General features: G+C 61.8%; 14 protein-coding genes. 4 read left to right on the forward strand and 10 right to left on the reverse strand.

Annotated elements, in window-relative coordinates; all coding sequences use genetic code 11:
- Positions 1–88 precede the first annotated feature (88 nt).
- From ACW9I6_RS16375 to ACW9I6_RS16395, 5 genes are read right to left on the reverse strand one after another with little or no spacing between them, the layout of a single operon-like run.
- Positions 89–862 carry an enoyl-CoA hydratase gene (locus tag ACW9I6_RS16375; protein ID WP_003217608.1) on the reverse strand — a complete coding sequence of 258 codons (774 nt, stop codon included), beginning with the start codon at positions 860–862 and terminating at the stop codon, positions 89–91.
- Positions 863–871: 9 nt separating this feature from the next.
- A complete protein-coding gene (locus ACW9I6_RS16380) occupies positions 872–1999 on the reverse strand; it encodes an acyl-CoA dehydrogenase (protein ID WP_102604354.1) in 1128 nt (375 codons plus the stop codon).
- A gap of 9 nt (positions 2000–2008) precedes the next feature.
- Positions 2009–3193, reverse strand: a complete 1185-nt coding sequence (locus ACW9I6_RS16385) for an acetyl-CoA C-acyltransferase (protein WP_087693007.1) — start codon at positions 3191–3193, stop codon at positions 2009–2011.
- Positions 3194–3203: 10 nt separating this feature from the next.
- A complete protein-coding gene (locus ACW9I6_RS16390) occupies positions 3204–3971 on the reverse strand; it encodes an SDR family NAD(P)-dependent oxidoreductase (RefSeq protein ID WP_008433459.1) in 768 nt (255 codons plus the stop codon).
- A 22-nt stretch (positions 3972–3993) separates the two neighbouring features.
- Positions 3994–5643: an AMP-binding protein gene (locus ACW9I6_RS16395; RefSeq protein ID WP_087693009.1), complete on the reverse strand. Its 1650-nt coding sequence runs from the start codon at positions 5641–5643 to the stop codon at positions 3994–3996.
- A gap of 446 nt (positions 5644–6089) precedes the next feature.
- On the opposite strand from ACW9I6_RS16395, the gene ACW9I6_RS16400 reads away from it, so the two are divergent.
- The 4 genes from ACW9I6_RS16400 to ACW9I6_RS16415 all read left to right on the forward strand — a co-directional run bounded on the left by ACW9I6_RS16400 (position 6090) and on the right by ACW9I6_RS16415 (position 11395).
- Positions 6090–6980, forward strand: coding sequence for a bestrophin family protein (locus tag ACW9I6_RS16400; protein WP_087693011.1), 891 nt, complete (start codon positions 6090–6092; stop codon positions 6978–6980).
- A gap of 75 nt (positions 6981–7055) precedes the next feature.
- The gene (locus ACW9I6_RS16405; RefSeq protein WP_102369052.1) at positions 7056–8114 is read left to right on the forward strand and encodes a tetratricopeptide repeat protein; all 1059 of its coding nucleotides are present in this window, start codon (positions 7056–7058) and stop codon (positions 8112–8114) included.
- A 111-nt stretch (positions 8115–8225) separates the two neighbouring features.
- Positions 8226–9728: an ATPase domain-containing protein gene (locus ACW9I6_RS16410; protein WP_102369051.1), complete on the forward strand. Its 1503-nt coding sequence runs from the start codon at positions 8226–8228 to the stop codon at positions 9726–9728.
- A complete protein-coding gene (locus ACW9I6_RS16415) occupies positions 9725–11395 on the forward strand; it encodes a response regulator (RefSeq protein ID WP_457339538.1) in 1671 nt (556 codons plus the stop codon). The genes ACW9I6_RS16410 and ACW9I6_RS16415 overlap by 4 nt, the downstream gene beginning before the upstream one ends.
- A 30-nt stretch (positions 11396–11425) precedes the next feature.
- Here ACW9I6_RS16415 and ACW9I6_RS16420 read toward each other — a convergent pair whose 3' ends face one another.
- The 5 genes from ACW9I6_RS16420 to ACW9I6_RS16440 form a co-directional block, all read right to left on the reverse strand.
- The gene (locus tag ACW9I6_RS16420; protein ID WP_003217591.1) at positions 11426–11803 is read right to left on the reverse strand and encodes a response regulator; all 378 of its coding nucleotides are present in this window, start codon (positions 11801–11803) and stop codon (positions 11426–11428) included.
- A gap of 78 nt (positions 11804–11881) precedes the next feature.
- Positions 11882–13075, reverse strand: coding sequence for a hybrid sensor histidine kinase/response regulator (locus ACW9I6_RS16425; RefSeq protein WP_003217587.1), 1194 nt, complete (start codon positions 13073–13075; stop codon positions 11882–11884).
- The gene (locus tag ACW9I6_RS16430) at positions 13069–13668 is read right to left on the reverse strand and encodes a chemotaxis protein CheB (RefSeq protein ID WP_008431027.1); all 600 of its coding nucleotides are present in this window, start codon (positions 13666–13668) and stop codon (positions 13069–13071) included. Before ACW9I6_RS16430 ends, ACW9I6_RS16425 begins: the two co-directional genes overlap by 7 nt.
- Entirely contained in the window at positions 13665–14480 is an 816-nt protein-coding gene (locus tag ACW9I6_RS16435) for a CheR family methyltransferase (RefSeq protein WP_003217583.1), read from the reverse strand. The genes ACW9I6_RS16430 and ACW9I6_RS16435 overlap by 4 nt, the downstream gene beginning before the upstream one ends.
- Positions 14481–17978 carry a response regulator gene (locus tag ACW9I6_RS16440; RefSeq protein ID WP_008431024.1) on the reverse strand — a complete coding sequence of 1166 codons (3498 nt, stop codon included), beginning with the start codon at positions 17976–17978 and terminating at the stop codon, positions 14481–14483.
- Positions 17979–17994 lie beyond the last annotated feature (16 nt).

A 17994-nucleotide genomic window follows, 5' to 3' on the forward strand; every position in this document is an offset into this window, starting at 1 on the left:
TCAGTCGATACATCGGGTGACTGTAACACCGCCTTCGCGAGCAAGCCCGCTCCCACATTTTTTGATCTTCAGCGTTACAGGACAGTGTTTACTTGTCCTTGAACTCCGGCGCACGCTTGGCCACAAACGCCGCCATGCCTTCCTTCTGATCCAGTGTGGCAAACGCCGCGTGGAACACCCGGCGCTCAAAGCGCACGCCTTCGGAAAGGCTCACTTCAAACGCACGGTTCACGCTTTCCTTGACCATCATGCTGATGGGCACCGACTTGCCGGCGATCAGGGTCGCGACCTTCAGTGCTTCGTCCAACAGCTCATCCGCCGGCACGATGCGCGCAACGATCCCGCAGCGCTCGGCTTCCACCGCATCGATAAAGCGCCCGGTCAGGCACATTTCCATGGCTTTGGCCTTGCCCACGGCGCGGGTCAGGCGCTGGGTGCCGCCCATGCCCGGCAGCACGCCGAGGTTGATTTCCGGCTGGCCAAACTTGGCGTTGTCACCCGCCAGGATGAAGTCGCACATCAAGGCCAGTTCACAGCCGCCACCCAGGGCAAACCCGTTGACCGCCGCAATGATCGGCTTGCGGCGGTTGGCCACGCGATCGCTGTCGCTGAACAGGTCGTCGAGGTAGATCTGCGGGTAGGTCAGCTCGGCCATTTCCTTGATGTCGGCACCGGCGGCAAAGGCTTTTTTCGAGCCGGTTAGCACGATGCAGCCGATTTCCGGGTTGGCTTCCAGGCTGTCCAGCGCCTGGTTCAGCTCGCTGACCAGTTGCGCGTTCAGGGCGTTCAGCGCTTGCGGGCGATTGAGGGTGATCAGCCCGACCCGGCCCTGCACGTCCAGCAAAATGCTTTCGTAACTCATAGAGACTCCTCAGAGATTGCGTGAAATGACCATGCGTTGAATATCGCTGGTGCCTTCGTAAATCTGGCAGACCCGCACATCGCGGTAGATCCGCTCCAGGGGAAAGTCGCTCAGGTAACCGTAACCGCCGAGGGTTTGCAAGGCTGCCGAGCAGACCTTTTCGGCCATTTCCGAAGCAAACAGCTTGGCCATGGACGCTTCCACCAGCGCCGGCTTGCCGCTGTCACGCAGGGCGGCGGCGTAATGCACCATCTGCCGCGCCACGGCGATTTGCGTCGCCATGTCCGCCAGGCGGAAGGCCACGGCCTGGTGCTCGATGATCGGCTTGCCAAAGCTTTCCCGCTCGCGGGCGTAGTCCCGGGCCGCTTCAAATGCCGCCCGCGCCATGCCCACCGCCTGCGAAGCAATGCCGACACGCCCGCCTTCGAGGTTGGCCAGGGCGATCCGGTAGCCTTCGCCCTCCTCGCCCAAACGATTGGCCACCGGCACCTGCACATCCTCAAACAGGATCTGGCAGGTGTCGGAAGCATGCTGGCCGAGCTTGTCCTCGACCCGCGCGACGCTGTAGCCCGGCGAGTCGGTGGGCACGATAAAGGCGCTGATGCCGCGTTTGCCGGCAGCCGGATCGGTGACTGCAAACACAATCACGATCCCGGCGTTTTGCCCGGAGGTGATGAACTGCTTGCAGCCATTCAAGACGTAGTGATCGCCCTCCAGCCGGGCACGGGTTTTCAGGCCGCTGGCGTCGGAACCGGCCTGGGGCTCGGTCAAGGCAAACGCACCGAGCATCGCACCACTGGCCAGGGGCTTGAGGAACTGCTCGCGCTGTTGATCATTGCCGAACTTGAGGATCGGCACGCAGCCCACGGAGTTGTGCACGCTCATGATGGTCGAGCAGGCGCCGTCACCGGCAGCGATCTCTTCCAGGGCCATGGCGTAGGCCAGGTAGCCGGTATCACAGCCGCCCCATTGCTCCGGGACCAGCATGCCGAAAAAGCCCAGCTCGGCCATTTCACCGATGGCTTCCTTGGGAAAGCGATGCTCGCGGTCCCACTCGGCAGCGAACGGTTTAAGGCGTTCCTGGGCAAATTGCCGGGCGGCTTCGCTGATTTGCAGTTGTTCGTCATTCGGCAGCATAGGTGCTCCTTAGTACAGGCATTCAACGGCCATGGCCGTGGCTTCACCGCCGCCGATGCAGATCGCTGCAACGCCGCGCTTGAGGCCTTTCTGGCGCAGGGCCGAAAGCAGGGTCACCAGGATCCGCGCGCCGGACGCGCCAATCGGATGGCCCAGGGCACAGGCACCGCCGTGGATGTTGACCTTGCTGTGGGGAATCTCCAGCTTGCTCATGGTCACCAGGCTGACCACGGCAAAGGCTTCGTTGATTTCAAACAGGTCGACTTCGTCGAGGTTCCAGCCGGTCTTGCTCATCAGCTTGCGGATCGCCCCCACCGGCGCTACCGGGAACAGGCCAGGCTCATCGGCAAACGCCGCGTGGCCATGGATCACCGCCAGAGGCTTGAGCCCGCGCTTGTGCGCTTCGGACTGGCGCATCAGCAGCAGCGCCGCCGCACCGTCGGAAATCGAACTGGAGTTGGCTGCCGTCACCGTACCGCCTTCACGGAAGGCCGGCTTCAGGGTGGCGATCTTGTCCAGCTTGGCTTTCGGCGGCTGTTCGTCGTGGATGATGGTTTTCTGTTCCTTGCCCACGGTGACCTGCACCGGGACGATTTCGGCGATGAAGTTGCCGTCGGTGATCGCCTGTTGCGCACGGGTCAGGGACGCAATCGCGAACGCGTCCTGGGCCTCGCGGGAAAAGCCGTTGTGCTCGGCGCAGTCCTCGGCAAAGGTGCCCATCAGGCGGCCCTTGTCGTAGGCGTCTTCAAGGCCGTCGAGGAACATGTGGTCGAGCACCCGGCCGTGGCCCATGCGATAGCCGCTGCGGGCACGGTCCAGCAGGTACGGCGCGTTGGACATGCTTTCCATGCCACCGGCGATGACCACCTCCACGCTGCCTGCCAGCAACGCGTCATGGGCCAGGATCGTGGCTTCCATGCCCGAGCCGCACATCTTGTTGAGGGTGGTGCAGCGCGTGGACTTGTCCAGGCCAGCACCCAGCGCCGCTTGGCGTGCCGGCGCCTGGCCGAGGCCGGCGGGCAGTACGCAGCCGAACAGCACTTCATCCACGGCATCGGACGCAATACCGGCGCGCTCGACCGCCGCACGAATCGCCGCAGCGCCCAGTTGCGGAGCGGTGAGGCCTTTGAGATCGCCCTGGAACCCGCCCATTGGCGTGCGTACTGCGCTGACAATAACGATGGGATCAGTCATGAAAATCTCCTTATTTGGCTGCCATGCGCAAGGCACCGTCGAGACGGATCACCTCGCCGTTGAGCATGCTGTTTTCAATGATATGCCGCACCAGCGCGGCGTACTCGCCTGGCTTGCCCAGACGCGGCGGGAATGGCACGCCGGCGGCGAGGGATTCGCGCACTTGCGGCGTCATGCCCGCCATCATCGGAGTTTCGAAAATACCGGGGGCGATGGTCATCACCCGAATCCCGTAGCGCGCCAGTTCGCGGGCCGCCGGCAGGGTCAGGCTGGCAATCGCGCCCTTGGACGCGGCATAGGCCGCCTGGCCGATCTGGCCGTCAAACGCTGCCACTGAAGCGGTATTGATGATCACACCGCGCTCGCCATCGGCATTCGCCTCGGTTTCAGCGATAGCCGCTGCAGCCAGGCGCAGCAGGTTGAAACTGCCGATCAGGTTGACGTTGATCACCTGGGCGAAGTTGGCCAGCACGTGCGGGCCATTTTTGCCGAGGATTTTCTCGCCCCGCACCACACCGGCACAGTTGACCAACCCATGCAAACCGCCAAAGGCGGCGACGGTGGCCTGTACCGCCGCTTCGGCAGCGGCTTCCTGGCTGATATCGGCGACTACGCTGCGGGCCTGCGCGCCGAGCTTTTGCGCCTGGGCGGCCACTGCGTCGGCGTTCAGGTCCACCAGCATCACCTTGGCACCGGCCGCCACGAGCATCTCGGCGGTTGCCGCGCCGAGGCCTGAAGCGCCACCGCTGACCAGAAAAACCTTGTTCTCAATCTGCATCATTGTTTCCTTGAAGAATGGGTCACGCCGTGGCCGCCTGGGCCTTGGCAATTTCCTGATTACGCAAAATGAAGCGTTGCAGCTTGCCGCTCGGGGTCTTGGGCAGCTCGCTGACAAATTCGATTTCCCGCGGGTACGAGTGAGCGGCCAGGCGCTTGCGCACGTGCTGGCGCAGCTCTTCGGCCAGGGCCGGCTCGGCGCGGTACTGCTCGCTGAGCACCACAAACGCCTTGACGATCTCGGTGCGTTCCGGACATGGCTTGCCCACTACGGCGGCCTCCACCACGGCCGGATGCTCGATCAAGGCGCTCTCTACGTCGAACGGCCCCACGCGATAGCCGGAGGTGGTGATCACATCGTCGCTGCGCCCGACAAAGCTGATGCTGCCATCGGGGTTCAGCTCCACCGTATCGCCGCTGAGGTAGTACTTGCCGACGAAGGCCTTGGTCTTGACGCCGTCATAACCGGCAAACCAGCACATCGGCGATTGCTCGCGGTCGATGGCGAGGATGCCCGGTTGGCCGGCGGGCAACTCCTGATGGTTGTCGTCCAGCACCACGATGCGATGGCCCGGCGAGGCAAAGCCCGCGGAGCCGACGTGCACCGGATGCTCCAGGCCATGGTGATTGCACAGCACCATGCCCAACTCGGTCTGGCCGTAGTGGTCGTGGATGGTCACGCCGAGGTTATCGGCGAACCAGCGGATCACTTCCGGGTTCAGCGGCTCGCCGGCACTGCTGACAATACGCAGCTTGCCCTTGATCGACTTGGCGAACTGCTCACCCCCGGCGATCAGCAGGCGGTAGGCTGTGGGCGAACCGGTGAGGTTGGTAATCCCGTATTTGTTGATGACACGGCACGTGCTTTCGAGGGTGAACGGGCCATCGTAGAAGGTGATCGGGTGGCCCATGGACAAGGGGCCGGTCACGCCGAAATAGATGCCGTAGGCCCAGCCCGGGTCGGCGACGTTCCAGAATGCGTCTTCGGGGCGCAGGTCGACGGCGTCGCGGGTGTAGCTCTGGAACGCAACGATTGCCTTGAGCGGCACGGCCAGGGCTTTCGACGGGCCGGTGGTGCCTGAGGTGAACATCAGCAGGAACGGGTCGTCGGCGCCCAGCAATACGGGTTCGCAGAGGTTGGAATAGTTGGGCAACTCGGCCCAGAAGCTGAAATCGCCGCGCACGATGCCTTCGCCGTTGGGGCCGGCGACGGTGACGATGGTCGGGCAGTCGGCCACTTCCGTCAGTTTGGGACGGTTTACTGCATCGGTCACCACCAGCGCGGCGCCGGAGCTGTTCAGGCGGTGTTCGATGGCCTTGGGGCCGAAGGCGGTGAACAGCGGCTGATAGACCGCGCCGATTCGCCAGGTGGCGAGGACGACCACCAGCAGCTCGGCGGTGCGTGGCAGGAGGCCTGCCACCTTGTCGCCGCGATTGACGCCCTGGGCCAGGAGGAAGTTGGCGAAGCGTGCGGCCTGGTCTTGCAGTTGGGTGAAGGTGGACGTGGCGCTGCGGCCGTCCTTGCCCTCCCAGAACAGTGCGATGCGGCCAGGTAATGCGTGGCGGTCGCAGCATTCGACGCAGGCGTTGAGGGCCTGCAGGTTGCCCGACAAGGCAGCGTCGACGGTGTGTTGGTAGTTGAACTGGGTGGTGGCAGCCGAGTAATCACGCATCGCTTCAAATCCCTGTGTGTTTTTTATTTTCAGGATGGGTACGTAGACCGGTGAAATAGTCGCTCTAGAGCGGTGGGTGGGCAATGGTCAAAGCTTTCAACTTGGTTGACTGGTTTGGCCAATGGGGGGGCGCTGTTTGGTGTGTGTGAGTGTTGAAGAGCAAAATCAAAAGCTAAAGCGGGCACGGTCCAAATGTGGGAGCGGGCTTGCTCGCGAAGGTCGTTAACGATGACGCGGGCATTCTGGATGAACGCGGCGCTCTCAGGTTTTTCGCGAGCAAGCCCGCTCCCACAGAAAAGCAGATCTGCTTTCGCTCTGGTCACCGAAAAAACGGATATGTACTCAATCCCGATAGACCCCACCAATCACCCAGTCAGCCCAAGCAATTGGACGCAACGCAAACATGCTTCTAACCTGACAGCCTGCGCCACCCAAGAAGCCCGCCCATGATCGTCCGTCCCAAACCCAACCTGCTCGGCATCCTGTTCTCCCTCAAGGGCTCGATCGCCAAACGCATTGCGCTGCGCAGCCTGCTGGTCACCCTCCTGGCCTCAGTCATCGTGCTGGTAGAAACCCTGCACCCGGCCTACTTTTCCAAGGTCAACGCCACACCCTTCACACTGCTGGGGCTGTCACTGTCCATCTTCATGAGCTTTCGCAACAACGCCTGCTACGACCGCTGGTGGGAAGGCCGCAAACAACTGGGCCAGATGATCATCGAGATCCGCTCACTGATCCGCGAAACCCAGGTCCTCAACCCTGCCGAACGCAAACACGTCCTGCGCAGCCTGTGCGGTTTCGCCCATGGCCTGATCGCCCGCCTGCGCCTGGAAGACGAAAGCCAGGCGATCAAACCGTGGGCCAACCCAGAACCCGGCCACCCGAACCTCCCCGACAGCATCCTGCAAGACCTCGGCGCCCGCTGCTCGAACCTCGCCGAACAGGGCCACATCAGCGACTGGCGCTACACCCAACTGGAAACCCGGCTGTACGGCCTGAGCCAGGTCCAGGCCTCCTGCGAGCGGATCAAACACACCCCGCTGCCCTTCCCCTACACCTTGCTGCTGCACCGCACCATCTACCTGTTCTGTATCCTGCTGCCCTTCGCCATGGCCGAGCCGCTGGGCTGGCTGACCCCGGTGTTCACCGCCATCGTCAGCTACACCTTCTTCGGCCTGGACGAAATCGGCGACGACCTCGAAGACCCGTTCGGCTTCGACGAAAACGACCTGCCCTGCAACGCCATCGTGCGCACCCTGGAGCGCGAGATTCTCGCCGCCCTCGGCGAAACCACGCTGCCGCCGGCCCTTGAGCCGATTGAGTTCGTGCTGACGTGATGCGGGTTTGACACTCGCGATAACCTGACCGAAGCTGATGGCTTTGCACTAGCTGCCCAGCTTTCGGACGCCTGCATGTCAAAGTCACGCCGTTACTCCATCGTCGGCCTGTGCGCCCTGTTGTTTATTGTGCTGATCACCTGGTATTTCACCCGCACCACGCCGGTGGTGGTGCCCCCGGCCATCGCCCATGGTTACGCCAAGGCCTTGAAACAGGCGCACAACGGTGAACCCGGCGCTGCCCGGGTGCTGTATCAACAGTTGGGCCGCCCGGACCTCTCCGATGTGCGCCGCGCCGCCCTGCATGCCGAACTGCCCAACTACCCAAGCCCCCAGGCCCTCAAGCTGGCGGACAAGGACCTGGCCAACGACGCGCCAATGGTGCGCGAGGCGGCGATTCACAGCATTGTCGGCCTGGTGCCCAGCGGCCAGCGCACGCTGTTGCTCGGGCCACTGCTGGATGACCCGGAGCAAAGCGTCAGGTTTGCCGCGGCCAATGCCTTGCTCGGGCTGTCCCCGGATACCCTGGGCCTGTACTTCGGCCCGTTGCAGCAAGTGCTCGACGAATACGTAAAGCTGCTCAAGGGCCAACCCGAAAGCCCCGAAGGCTGGATCCAGCTGGCACGCCTGTACATTCACAGCGCGCTGCTGCCCGACGCACAAAACGCCCTGGAGCAGGCGATGCGCCTGCAACCGGACAACCTGCAAGCCGTGGTCGCGCAAATTGAACTGCTGGACAAGCAGGGCAAGGTCGACGAGTCCCGCCAACTCCTGGCCAAACAGTTGCAGGCCCACCCCGATTCGGCCTACCTGCAACATGCCCTGGGCATGTGGCTGCTGCACCATGGCGAGCGCGCCTTTGCCCTGCTCAGCCTGTCCCGAGCGGTGGAGCTCGAACCGAACAACCAGGATTACCGCTACGACCTGGCCACCACCCTGCACGCCCAGCAGGAACTGGAGGCCGCCCAGCGCCAGCTGGAAGAAATCATCCAGCGCAACCCGGCCAATCGCAAAGCCAGGGTGCTGCTGGTCAATTACTGGAAGGAAACCGGCCAGTTGCAGAATGTGCAGGTGCTGCTGGCACAACTTGAACAGCAGAATCCGGACGACCCGGCGCTGCAACAGGGCCTGTAAAAGCGGTATTTGATACAAAACGTTGAACCGCCACACGGCGGCAAGGTCAAGTAAATATGGCGCGCCCCAGACGGCGCTGCCGACTACTTATTTGTGACCCGAGGGCACTTCTTGTCTACATCCAAAGAGCTGTTCACAGCAAAGGCGGCCACCGGTATTGAAGGTCTGGACGACATTCTTGCCGGAGGGCTTTCCCGTAGCCATTTGTTCCTGCTGGAAGGTGAACCCGGCACCGGTAAAACCACCGTGGCCCTGCATTTCCTCCAGGCCGGCGCAAAAAACGGCGAACGATCGCTGTACATCACCCTGTCGGAAACCGAGCGCGAGTTACGCCAGGGTGCCAAGTCCCATGGTTGGGACCTGGACGAACACATTCACATCTTTGAACTGACTCCCCCCGAAAGCCTGCTCAATGCCGAGCACCAGCAAAGCCTCCTGTATTCCTCGGACCTTGAGCTGGGCGAAGCCACCCGGCAGATTTTCGAAGTGGTGGAACGGGTCAAGCCTACCCGCGTCGTGATCGACAGCCTTTCGGAAATTCGCCTGCTGGCGCAAAGCTCCCTGCGCTATCGCCGGCAGATCCTGGCGATCAAGCACTACTTCGTGCGCTACGACGCCACCGTGCTGCTGCTGGACGACCTGACCACCGAGTCTCTCGACAAGACCGTACACAGTGTGGCCCACGGTGTGATTCGCCTGGAAGAACTGACCCCCAACTACGGCGCCGAGCGCCGCCGCGTGCGGATCGTGAAGTACCGTGGCCAGAAGTACCGTGGCGGTTTTCACGACTTCACCATCATGGAAGACGGCGTACATGTGTTCCCGCGCCTGGTGGCAGCCGAGCACCGTGGCGGCTACAACCGCCAGACCCTCACCAGCGGCATCCGCGAGATGGACGCCCTGTTGGGCGGCGGGATCGAGACCGGTTCCAGCACCTTGATCCTGGGCCCGGCCGGTACCGGCAAATCGCTGATATCGATGATCTTTGCCGCGGCGGCCGTCTCCCGGGGCGAAAAAGCCGCGCTGTTCATTTTTGACGAAGAGCTGGGCCTGCTGTTCGAGCGCATGAAGAACATGGGCATCGACCTGGAGGCCCTGCAAGCGACCGGCAACCTGCTGATCGAACAGGTAGACGCCGCCGAGTTGTCCCCCGGCGAGTTCTCCCATCGGGTGCGCCGCTGTGTGGACGAACGCGGGATCAAAACCGTGGTGATCGACAGCGTCAATGGCTATCAGGCCGCGATGCCGGAAGAGAACGCGTTGATCCTGCACATGCACGAACTGCTGCTGTACCTCAACCGCCGTGGCGCTGCGACCTTCATGACCGTCGCCCAGCACGGGCTGGTGGGCGACATGCAGGCGCCGGTGGACATTACCTATCTGGCCGACACCGTGATCCTGCTGCGTTACTTCGAAGCGCTGGGCAAGGTGCGGCGTGCGATTTCGATCATCAAGAAACGCACCGGCAGCCACGAATCGACCATTCGCGAATACCGCATCGGCAGTCGTGGCATGACCATCGGCGAACCGCTTGATGCGTTCCAGGGTGTATTGCGCGGCGTACCGACCTACATGGGCACCGACAACCCGCTGCTCAAGGATGAAAGTTCATGAGTGGCCTGCCGGCCATTTTCGAACGGGCGATCATTCTGGCGCCCCTGGGTCGCGACAGCTCCCTGGCGTTGATGATGCTCAATGAGGCTGGTTTCAACGGCATCATCGCCAGCCATTTGCAGATGCTCTGCGAGGAGCTGGAGCACGGTGCCGGCTTGCTGGTCATTGCTGCCGAAGCCCTGCGCGGTATCGACCTGGAACCCCTGCTCACGCACCTGCATCAACAACCGGCGTGGTCAGACCTGCCGATTGTGCTGATGACGCACCACGGCGGCAGCGAACAGAATGGCTCGTCGCACTTGAGCACCTTGCTGGGCAACGTGACGTTCCTGGAGCGCCCGTTCCACCCGATCACCCTGATCAGCCTCGTGACCACGGCGCTGCGCGGACGTCGTCGGCAATACGAGGCCCGCGACCGGCTGATCGACCTGAGCCAGAGCGAACAGCGCCTGCAAAGCACCCTGGAAACCCTTGAGCAACAGGTGGAAGAACGCACGGCGCAGCTGCGCAATAACGAAGAAGCGTTGCGCCAGTCACAGAAAATGGAAGCCGTCGGCCAATTGACCGGCGGCATCGCCCATGACTTCAACAACATGCTGACCGGCATCATCGGCAGCCTGGAACTGCTGCGCAGGCGCGTGGCTCGGGGCCGCACCGAAGACCTCGACAGCCTGATCGACCTGGGTGTCACTTCAGCCAACCGCGCGGCCGCCCTGACCCACCGCTTGCTGGCGTTTTCCCGTCGCCAGTCGCTGGATTCAAAACCGGTACAGATCAATCAATTGGTGAGTTCGATGGGTGAGCTGCTGCAACGCAGCCTCAACGAAAGCATCACCCTGGATATCCGCCTGACCGAACAGTTATGGACCGCCGAAGTCGACCCCAATCAACTGGAAAGCGCCCTGCTCAACCTCGCCATCAATGCCCGGGATGCGATGCCCAACGGCGGCAAACTGGTGGTGGAAACCACCAACCGCCACTTGGACAGTGTGTTTACCGCAGCCTACGGCACCCTCACCCCTGGCGACTATGTGGAACTGAGCGTCAGCGACACCGGCTGCGGCATGCCCGAGAGCGTGATCAGCCGCGCATTTGACCCGTTCTTCACCACCAAACCCATCGGCCAGGGCACCGGGCTGGGGTTGTCGATGATCTACGGGTTTGCGCGCCAATCCCACGGGCATGTGTCGATCCACAGTGTGGTGGGCCAAGGCACCACCGTCAGCCTGTTCCTGCCGAGGTATGTCGGCGAGGTCATTGCAGATGAACCGCTCAACCCGGCATTGCTGCCGTTCGCCAATGCCGGCGAGACCGTGCTGATCGTCGAGGACGACCCGGCCGTGCGGGTGCTGGTCAGCGCCGTGCTGAGTGAACTGGGCTATGCCTTCGTCGAAGCCGGTGATGCCGACAGTGCCATGCCGATCATCGAGTCCAGCCAGCGCATTGACCTGCTGATCAGCGACGTTGGCCTGCCCGGCATGAACGGCCGGCAACTGGCGGAGATCGGCCGACAGGTGCGGCCCGAGTTGAAGGTGTTGTTTATTACCGGCTATGCAGAGCATGCGGCTGTACGGGGCGGTTTTCTGGACCCGGGCATGCAGATGATCACCAAGCCGTTCACCTTTGATCTGTTGACGGCAAAGGTGAGGGAGATGATCAAGGCTTGAAGAGGGAGTGTGTTCCCTCTTCTCAAGACGTTAAGCCAACAGCCGCTGGATATGTTCCTGCAACGTATCCAGGTCAAACGGTTTGGCCAGGATCGGCGCATTGCGCGTGATCGGGCTGTTGCAGTCGAGAATCTCCTGCGGGTAACCGCTGATGAAGATCACTTTCAATTCCGGGCGCAGCTTGATCGCAGGCTCCGCGATCTGCACCCCGGAAATGCCGCCAGGCAGGCGGTAGTCGGTCACCATCAGGTCCAGGTGCGGCTTGGTGGCCAGGATTTCAAACGCCTGCTCACCGTCAATCGCCTTCAACACCCGATACCCCAGGCCCGCCAGGTACTCGCCCAACACAAACATAATCGATTCGTCATCTTCGACGATCAGTACAACATCTTGTGCATCTTCACTCATGGGAAGCCTTTGTCCGGTCAATTGCTGCTGATACGACCATGGGGTCACGCAGAGGTTGCGTCGGATTTGCGATTGATTTCATGCCCCGGCCTCCAGGGGCAGGCAGACGCGGAACAACGCGCCCTCGCCTATCCGGCTTTCCACTTCAATGGTCCCGCCGTGGGCCGCGATAATCTGCTCGGAGATAAACAACCCCAGGCCCAGGCCCGCCACGGCATGGTTGGCCGACACGCGCTCGAACTGCTGGAAAATACGCTTCTGGTTGTCTTCGCTGATGCCGATCCCGTGGTCACGTACTTCTACCCGCGCTTCGCCATGCTCGGCGTACACCCGCACTTCCACCGGGCTCTTGGCCCCGTAGCGCAAGGCGTTGGTCAACAGGTTGGACACCACCTGTTCGATACGGAATTCATCCCAGTTGCCTACCACCGGCCCTTCCTGGACCCAGGCCACCGAAGACTCCGCCGCCGCCACCTGCGGCGCAAAATTTTCCAGCAGGTTGTGCACCAGTTGCGTGAGGTCAAAGCGACCGGGGCGGATCGACAGCTTGCCCGTGCGAATGCGCGACACGTCGAGCATGTCTTCGATCAGGCGGATCAGGCTCTGGATCTGCCGCTCATCGCGGTCGACCATGGCGTGCATCTTGTCCAGGGTAAACGCCGCGGCGTTGTCCCGGGCAAGGTGCATCTTGCGCAGCTGGGTTTCCAGGATCAGCCCGTTGAGGGGCGTGCGCACTTCGTGGGCGACGATCGACATGAAGTCATCGCGCATGCGCACGGCCTGCTCCAGTTCGGCCTGGGTGGCCTGCAAGCGCGTGAGCAAGGCTTCCTGCTCGCGCCGGCTTTGCTCCAGGGCTTCAACCTGCTGCTTCATCGCCTTGCTCTGGCGGTACAGGTCAACGAATACGTTGACCTTGCTCTTGACCGCGTGGATATCCAGCGGCTTGTGCAGGAAATCCACGGCGCCGCTTTCGTAGCCCTTGAACGCATAGTTGAGCTCACGGCCGGCAGCGCTGACAAACACGATGGGGATGTTCTTGGTCTTTTCGGTGCCGCGCATCAGCTCGGCCAGCTCGAAGCCGTTCATGCCCGGCATCTGCACGTCGAGAATGGCCATGGCGAACTCGTGCTCCAGCAGCAGCGACAAGGCCTCGTCGGCGCTCAATGCCTTATAGACCTGGCGGTCCTCGCGCTTGATCAGCGCTTCAAGGGCCAGCAGGTTTTCCGGCAGATCGTCGACGATCAGCAGTTTGGCCTGGACAGTACTTAACATGGGGAGGATTCCAGGGAAGCCAGCAAGGTGCCGATGCGGCTCAAGGTGAGGATATGGTCAGGTTCATGCAGCGCCAGGGCGGCCCGGGGCATCACGGCGACGCGGGCCTCCAACGGGTCCTGCACCACCGTGGTACCGCCGCTCTGCTTGACGTGGGCCAGGCCCCGGGCGCCGTCCTGGTTGGCCCCCGTCAGCAAAATCGCCAGCAACCCCTTGCCGTAGACATCGGCGGCTGAATCAAACAGGTAGTCGATTGCCGGGCGGGAATGGTGCACGCGGTCCTCCTGGCTCAGTGACAGGCTGCGGTCGTGCTCCACCGACAGGTGATAACCGGGGCCGGCAAAATACAGGGTGCCGGGCTGGATCACTTCCTTGTCGCGGGCCTCCACTACCTTCATCGATACGCGTCGGTCAAACACTTCCGCCAACTGGCTGCGGCGCTCGTCCGGCAAATGCAGCACGGTAATGATCGGCAGGCCGAAGCTCGCCGGCAGCTCGCCAAAAATGCTCAGCAATGCCTCGACACCGCCTGCGGAAGCGCCGATCACAATGGCCTCGATCCCGGATACCGGGCTGGCAGTAGCTTCATTCATAATTTTCGGTAGATCCGTTCTTGCTTGACCAGGGGTTCGAACTGTTTGCTGTAGGCGGAAAAATCCAGGGTTTCCTTGCTGCCCAGCACCAGGAAGCCGCGATGACACAGCGACTCATGGAACAGTCCAAACGCCCGATCCTGCAACTTTTTATTGAAGTAAATCAATACGTTGCGACAGGAAATTAATTGAGTTTCGGAGAATACGCTGTCGGTCGCCAGGCTGTGATCGGCAAACGTCACGTTCTCCCGCAGGGTCTTGTCGAAGATCGCATGATCGTAAGCCGCCGTGTAGTAATCGGCAAACGAACGCTGGCCTCCGGCCTGTTGGTAGTTGTGGGTGTAGGCGCGGATGTTCTCGAGGGAAAAGATCCCCTGCTTGGCTTTTTCCAGGGACCGGGGATTGATGTCGGTGGCGTAGATGATGGTGCGTTCCAGCAGGCCTTCCTCACGCAACAGGATGGCCATGGAATACACCTCCTCCCCGGTACTGCAGCCCGCGATCCAGATCTTGATCGACGGGTAGGTCTTGAGCAGCGGCACCACTTCCTTGCGAATCGCCAGGAAGTGCGAGGGGTCGCGAAACATTTCGCTGACCGGAATCGTCAGGAACTGCAGTAACTGCATGAACGCCGTCGGGTCATGCAGCACCCGTTCCTGCAAGGCCGAGATGGTGGCGCAGTCGAACTGACGCAACGCATGGGCCACGCGGCGTTTGACCGAAGCGCCGGAGTAGTCGCGAAAGTCGTAGCTGTACTTGAGGTAAATCGCCTCAATCAACAAGCGCAGTTCGATGTCAGTGCTTCGTTCCAATTAAATCCGTTCCATCTTGGGTAGCCACACGCGAATCAATGAAAACAACCGGTCCAGGTCGATGGGCTTGGCCAGGTAATCGTTGGAGCCTGCCGCCAGGCAGCGCTCCTGATCGTCCTTCATGGCCTTGGCCGTCACCGCGATGATCGGCAGCTTGCGCCAGCGCGGGTCCTGGCGGATCAAGGCGGTGGCCTCGTACCCGTCCATCTCCGGCATCATCACGTCCATCAGTACCAGGTCGATGTCATCGACTTCATTGAGTTTCTCGATCGCCTCGCGGCCATTACGGCCGATCACGACAATCGCGCCCTTGTGCTCCAGGGCACTGGTCAGGGCGAAGATATTGCGTACATCGTCATCCACCAGCAGGATCTTGCGGCCCTCGAACACCTTGTCGCGGCTGCGGGCAGTCCTGAGCATTGTCTGGCGTTCATGGGACAACTGCGATTCGACTTTGTGCAGAAAGAGTGTCACCTCGTCCAGCAGGCGCTCGGGGGAACGCGCGCCCTTGATGATGATCGAGCGCGAATACTTGCGCAGTTCGGCCTCTTCATCGCGGGTCAGGTTGCGCCCGGTGTAGACGATCACCGGCGGGAACGAGCAGATGTCCTCGATGGACATGCGCTTGAGCAGCTCGTTGCCGAGCATGTCCGGCAGCTTGAGATCGATGATCATGCAGTCGTAGATGTGGGTGCGCAGCAGGTCCAGGGCCTCCTGGGCGAAGCCTACGGCGGTGATCTCGATATCATCGTCGCCGATCAGGCGGGCAATGCTGTCTCGCTGAAGGTCATCGTCTTCCACCAGCAGCACACGCTTGACCTTCTGCGTCAGCTTGGCTTCCAGGCGGGCGAACACATCCTTGAGCTCTTCGCGGGTGGTCGGCTTGACTGCATAGCCCACGGCGCCCATGTGCATGGCGGCTTCGACGCGGTCCTCCACGGAAATCACGTGCACCGGGATATGGCGGGTCCCGGCATGTTCCTTGAGACGTTGCAGCACGGTCAGGCCGGAATGGTCCGGCAGGCGCATGTCCAGCAGGATCGCGTCGGGAATGTACTGTTCCGCCAGGGCGTAGCCTTCGTCTGCGCCATGGGCCACCAGGCAGTGGTAACCCAGTTCATGGGCGAGGTCGAAGAGGATGCGGGCAAAGTTGGGCTCATCTTCCACCACCAGGATGCAACGCGTGGCGAACGGAGCCTTGTCGCGGTCATCGATAAAGCGCGGGATCTGCGCTTCGTGGGCGATCGGCATCGGCGACACCTTGATCGGCGCCGGTGCAGGCACAGGGACTACCGCGCGCGGCTGTTCCAGCGCGGGGGTGTCTTCGTCACGCTCTACATAGTGCTCGGGCACCACCAGGGTAAAGATACTGCCCTGGCCAGGTTCGCTGGTGACGCTGATATAGCCGCCCAGCAGGTTCGCCAGGTCCCGGGAAATCGACAGGCCCAGGCCGGTGCCGCCGTAACGACGGTTGGTGGTGCCATCGGCCTGGCGGAAGGCCTCGAAGATGCTTTCCTGCTGGTCCGGGGCGATGCCAATCCCCGAGTCGCGTACGGTAAAGGCGATGCCCTCCCCCGGTGCCCGGGATACCGACAGGCTGACCTCACCTTTCTCGGTGAACTTGATGGCGTTGGACAGCAGGTTCTTCAGAATCTGCTCCAGGCGCTGGCGGTCGGTGAACAGCATGTGTGGCGAGCCTTCCTGCACCTCCACCTGGAACCCGAGCTTGCGGTCGGCCGCCAGCGGCTCGAACATGCCGCGCAGCCCATCCACCAGGCGCGCAACGCTGGTGTTCTCCGGGCGCATTTCCAGCTTGCCGGCTTCGACCTTGGAGATATCGAGGATGTCATTGATCAGGTTGAGCAAGTCGTTGCCGGCCGAGTAGATCGACTCGGCGAACTTGACCTGTTCGGCGCTGAGGTTTTCCTGGGGGTTCTCCGCCAGCAACTTGGCCAGGATCAACGAGCTGTTCAGCGGCGTGCGCAGCTCGTGGGACATGTTGGCGAGGAATTCGGACTTGTACTTGCTGGAGCGCTGCAACTCGTCGGCGCGCTCTTCCAGCTCGATCTGTACGCGGTTGAGCTGGACGTTCTTCTGGTCCATGGCATCGCGCTGCTCGGCCAGGGTCTGGGTCTGTTCGGCCAATTGTTCGTTGGTCTGTTCCAGCTCCGCCTGTTGGGTTTCCAGGTGGGCCTGGGACTCCTTGAGGATGCGCGACTGTTCTTCCAGCTCTTCGTTGGCCGTCTTGAGCTCTTCCTGCTGCACTTGCAGCTCTTCATTGAGCTGCTGGGTTTCGGCCAGCACTTCTTGCAGGCGCTGGCGATAACGCGCGGCTTCGATGGAGGTGCCGATGTTGTCGGCAATCAACTCCAGCAGTTCGACATCACGGTCATCGAGTGCACGCAGGAAACCCAGTTCGATCACCCCGTTGACCCGGCCATCATCGCTGGTCGGTACCACCAGCACGCTGCGGGTCGCACCTTCGCCGAGGCCGGAACTGACCTTGAAGTAATCCACCGGCACATCGTCCAGGCGAATCAGGCGGTCCTGCCGGGCCGATTGGCCGACGATGCCTTCGTCGTTGTAGATCGACTGTTCCTGCTGCTCCTGCTCGCGGGAGAAGCCATAGGTAGCCACGCGTGTGAGGCCGCCGTGCTCTTCACGCACGTACAACGCCGCCACCGCCGAGCCCATGTACTGGGCAAAGAACTGCAAAATGTTGCGCCCCAGCAGGTTCAGCGTCAGTTGGCCAAGGACCTGCTCGGCCAGCTCGGTCTGGCCGTTGCGCAACCAGGCTTGCTGCTCGAGGCGCTTGGCGATCCTCTGCTGCGACATCAGGTTTTCGCTGTAACTGTTTGAAAGTTCTAGAAGATTCTTTCGGCCGACATACGCCAGGAAGCCACTCAGGCCGAGCACAAACACCAGGTACAAGGTGACGCTGATGATCGTGGTGCGGGTAACGTCTTCATTGCGGGTGATGCGGAACTGTTGCTCCATCGCCACCGCCCGGTCGTACTCCTTGCGAATCTCGTCCGTCAGGCTCTTGCCACGCCCGGCTTTCACGGCGGTGCGGTAATCGCCGTTTTGCCGCTGCATGTCAATCATCGACTGGGCGTAGGTGTTCCACGCCTGTTGCAACGACTCCAGACGCTTGAGCCGGTCCACCTGCTCCGGATTGTCCGCCACCAGTGCCTGCAAGTTGCGCAAGTCGGAAATGATCCGCGGCTTGGCCACTTCGTACGGGTCGAGGAAATGCTCGTCACCGGTAATCAGGAAGCCCCGCATGCCGGTTTCCAGGTCCACGGTCAGTTTCGAGGTTTCGTTGAGATTGTTGATTACCCGGTCGGTGTGTTCGACCCACTGGATCACCGACAACAGGTAGGTGATCAGAACGACGAAAAACACCGCGCTGAGCACGCCAACGCCCAACGGCAGTGCCACGTTGCGGCCCAGCAATTTACGGAAGCTTTTCTCATCGACAGACGACGCGGGAGTCATGGGCATGCCTTGGCCA

This window comes from Pseudomonas sp. SDO5522_S412 (assembly GCF_054071215.1).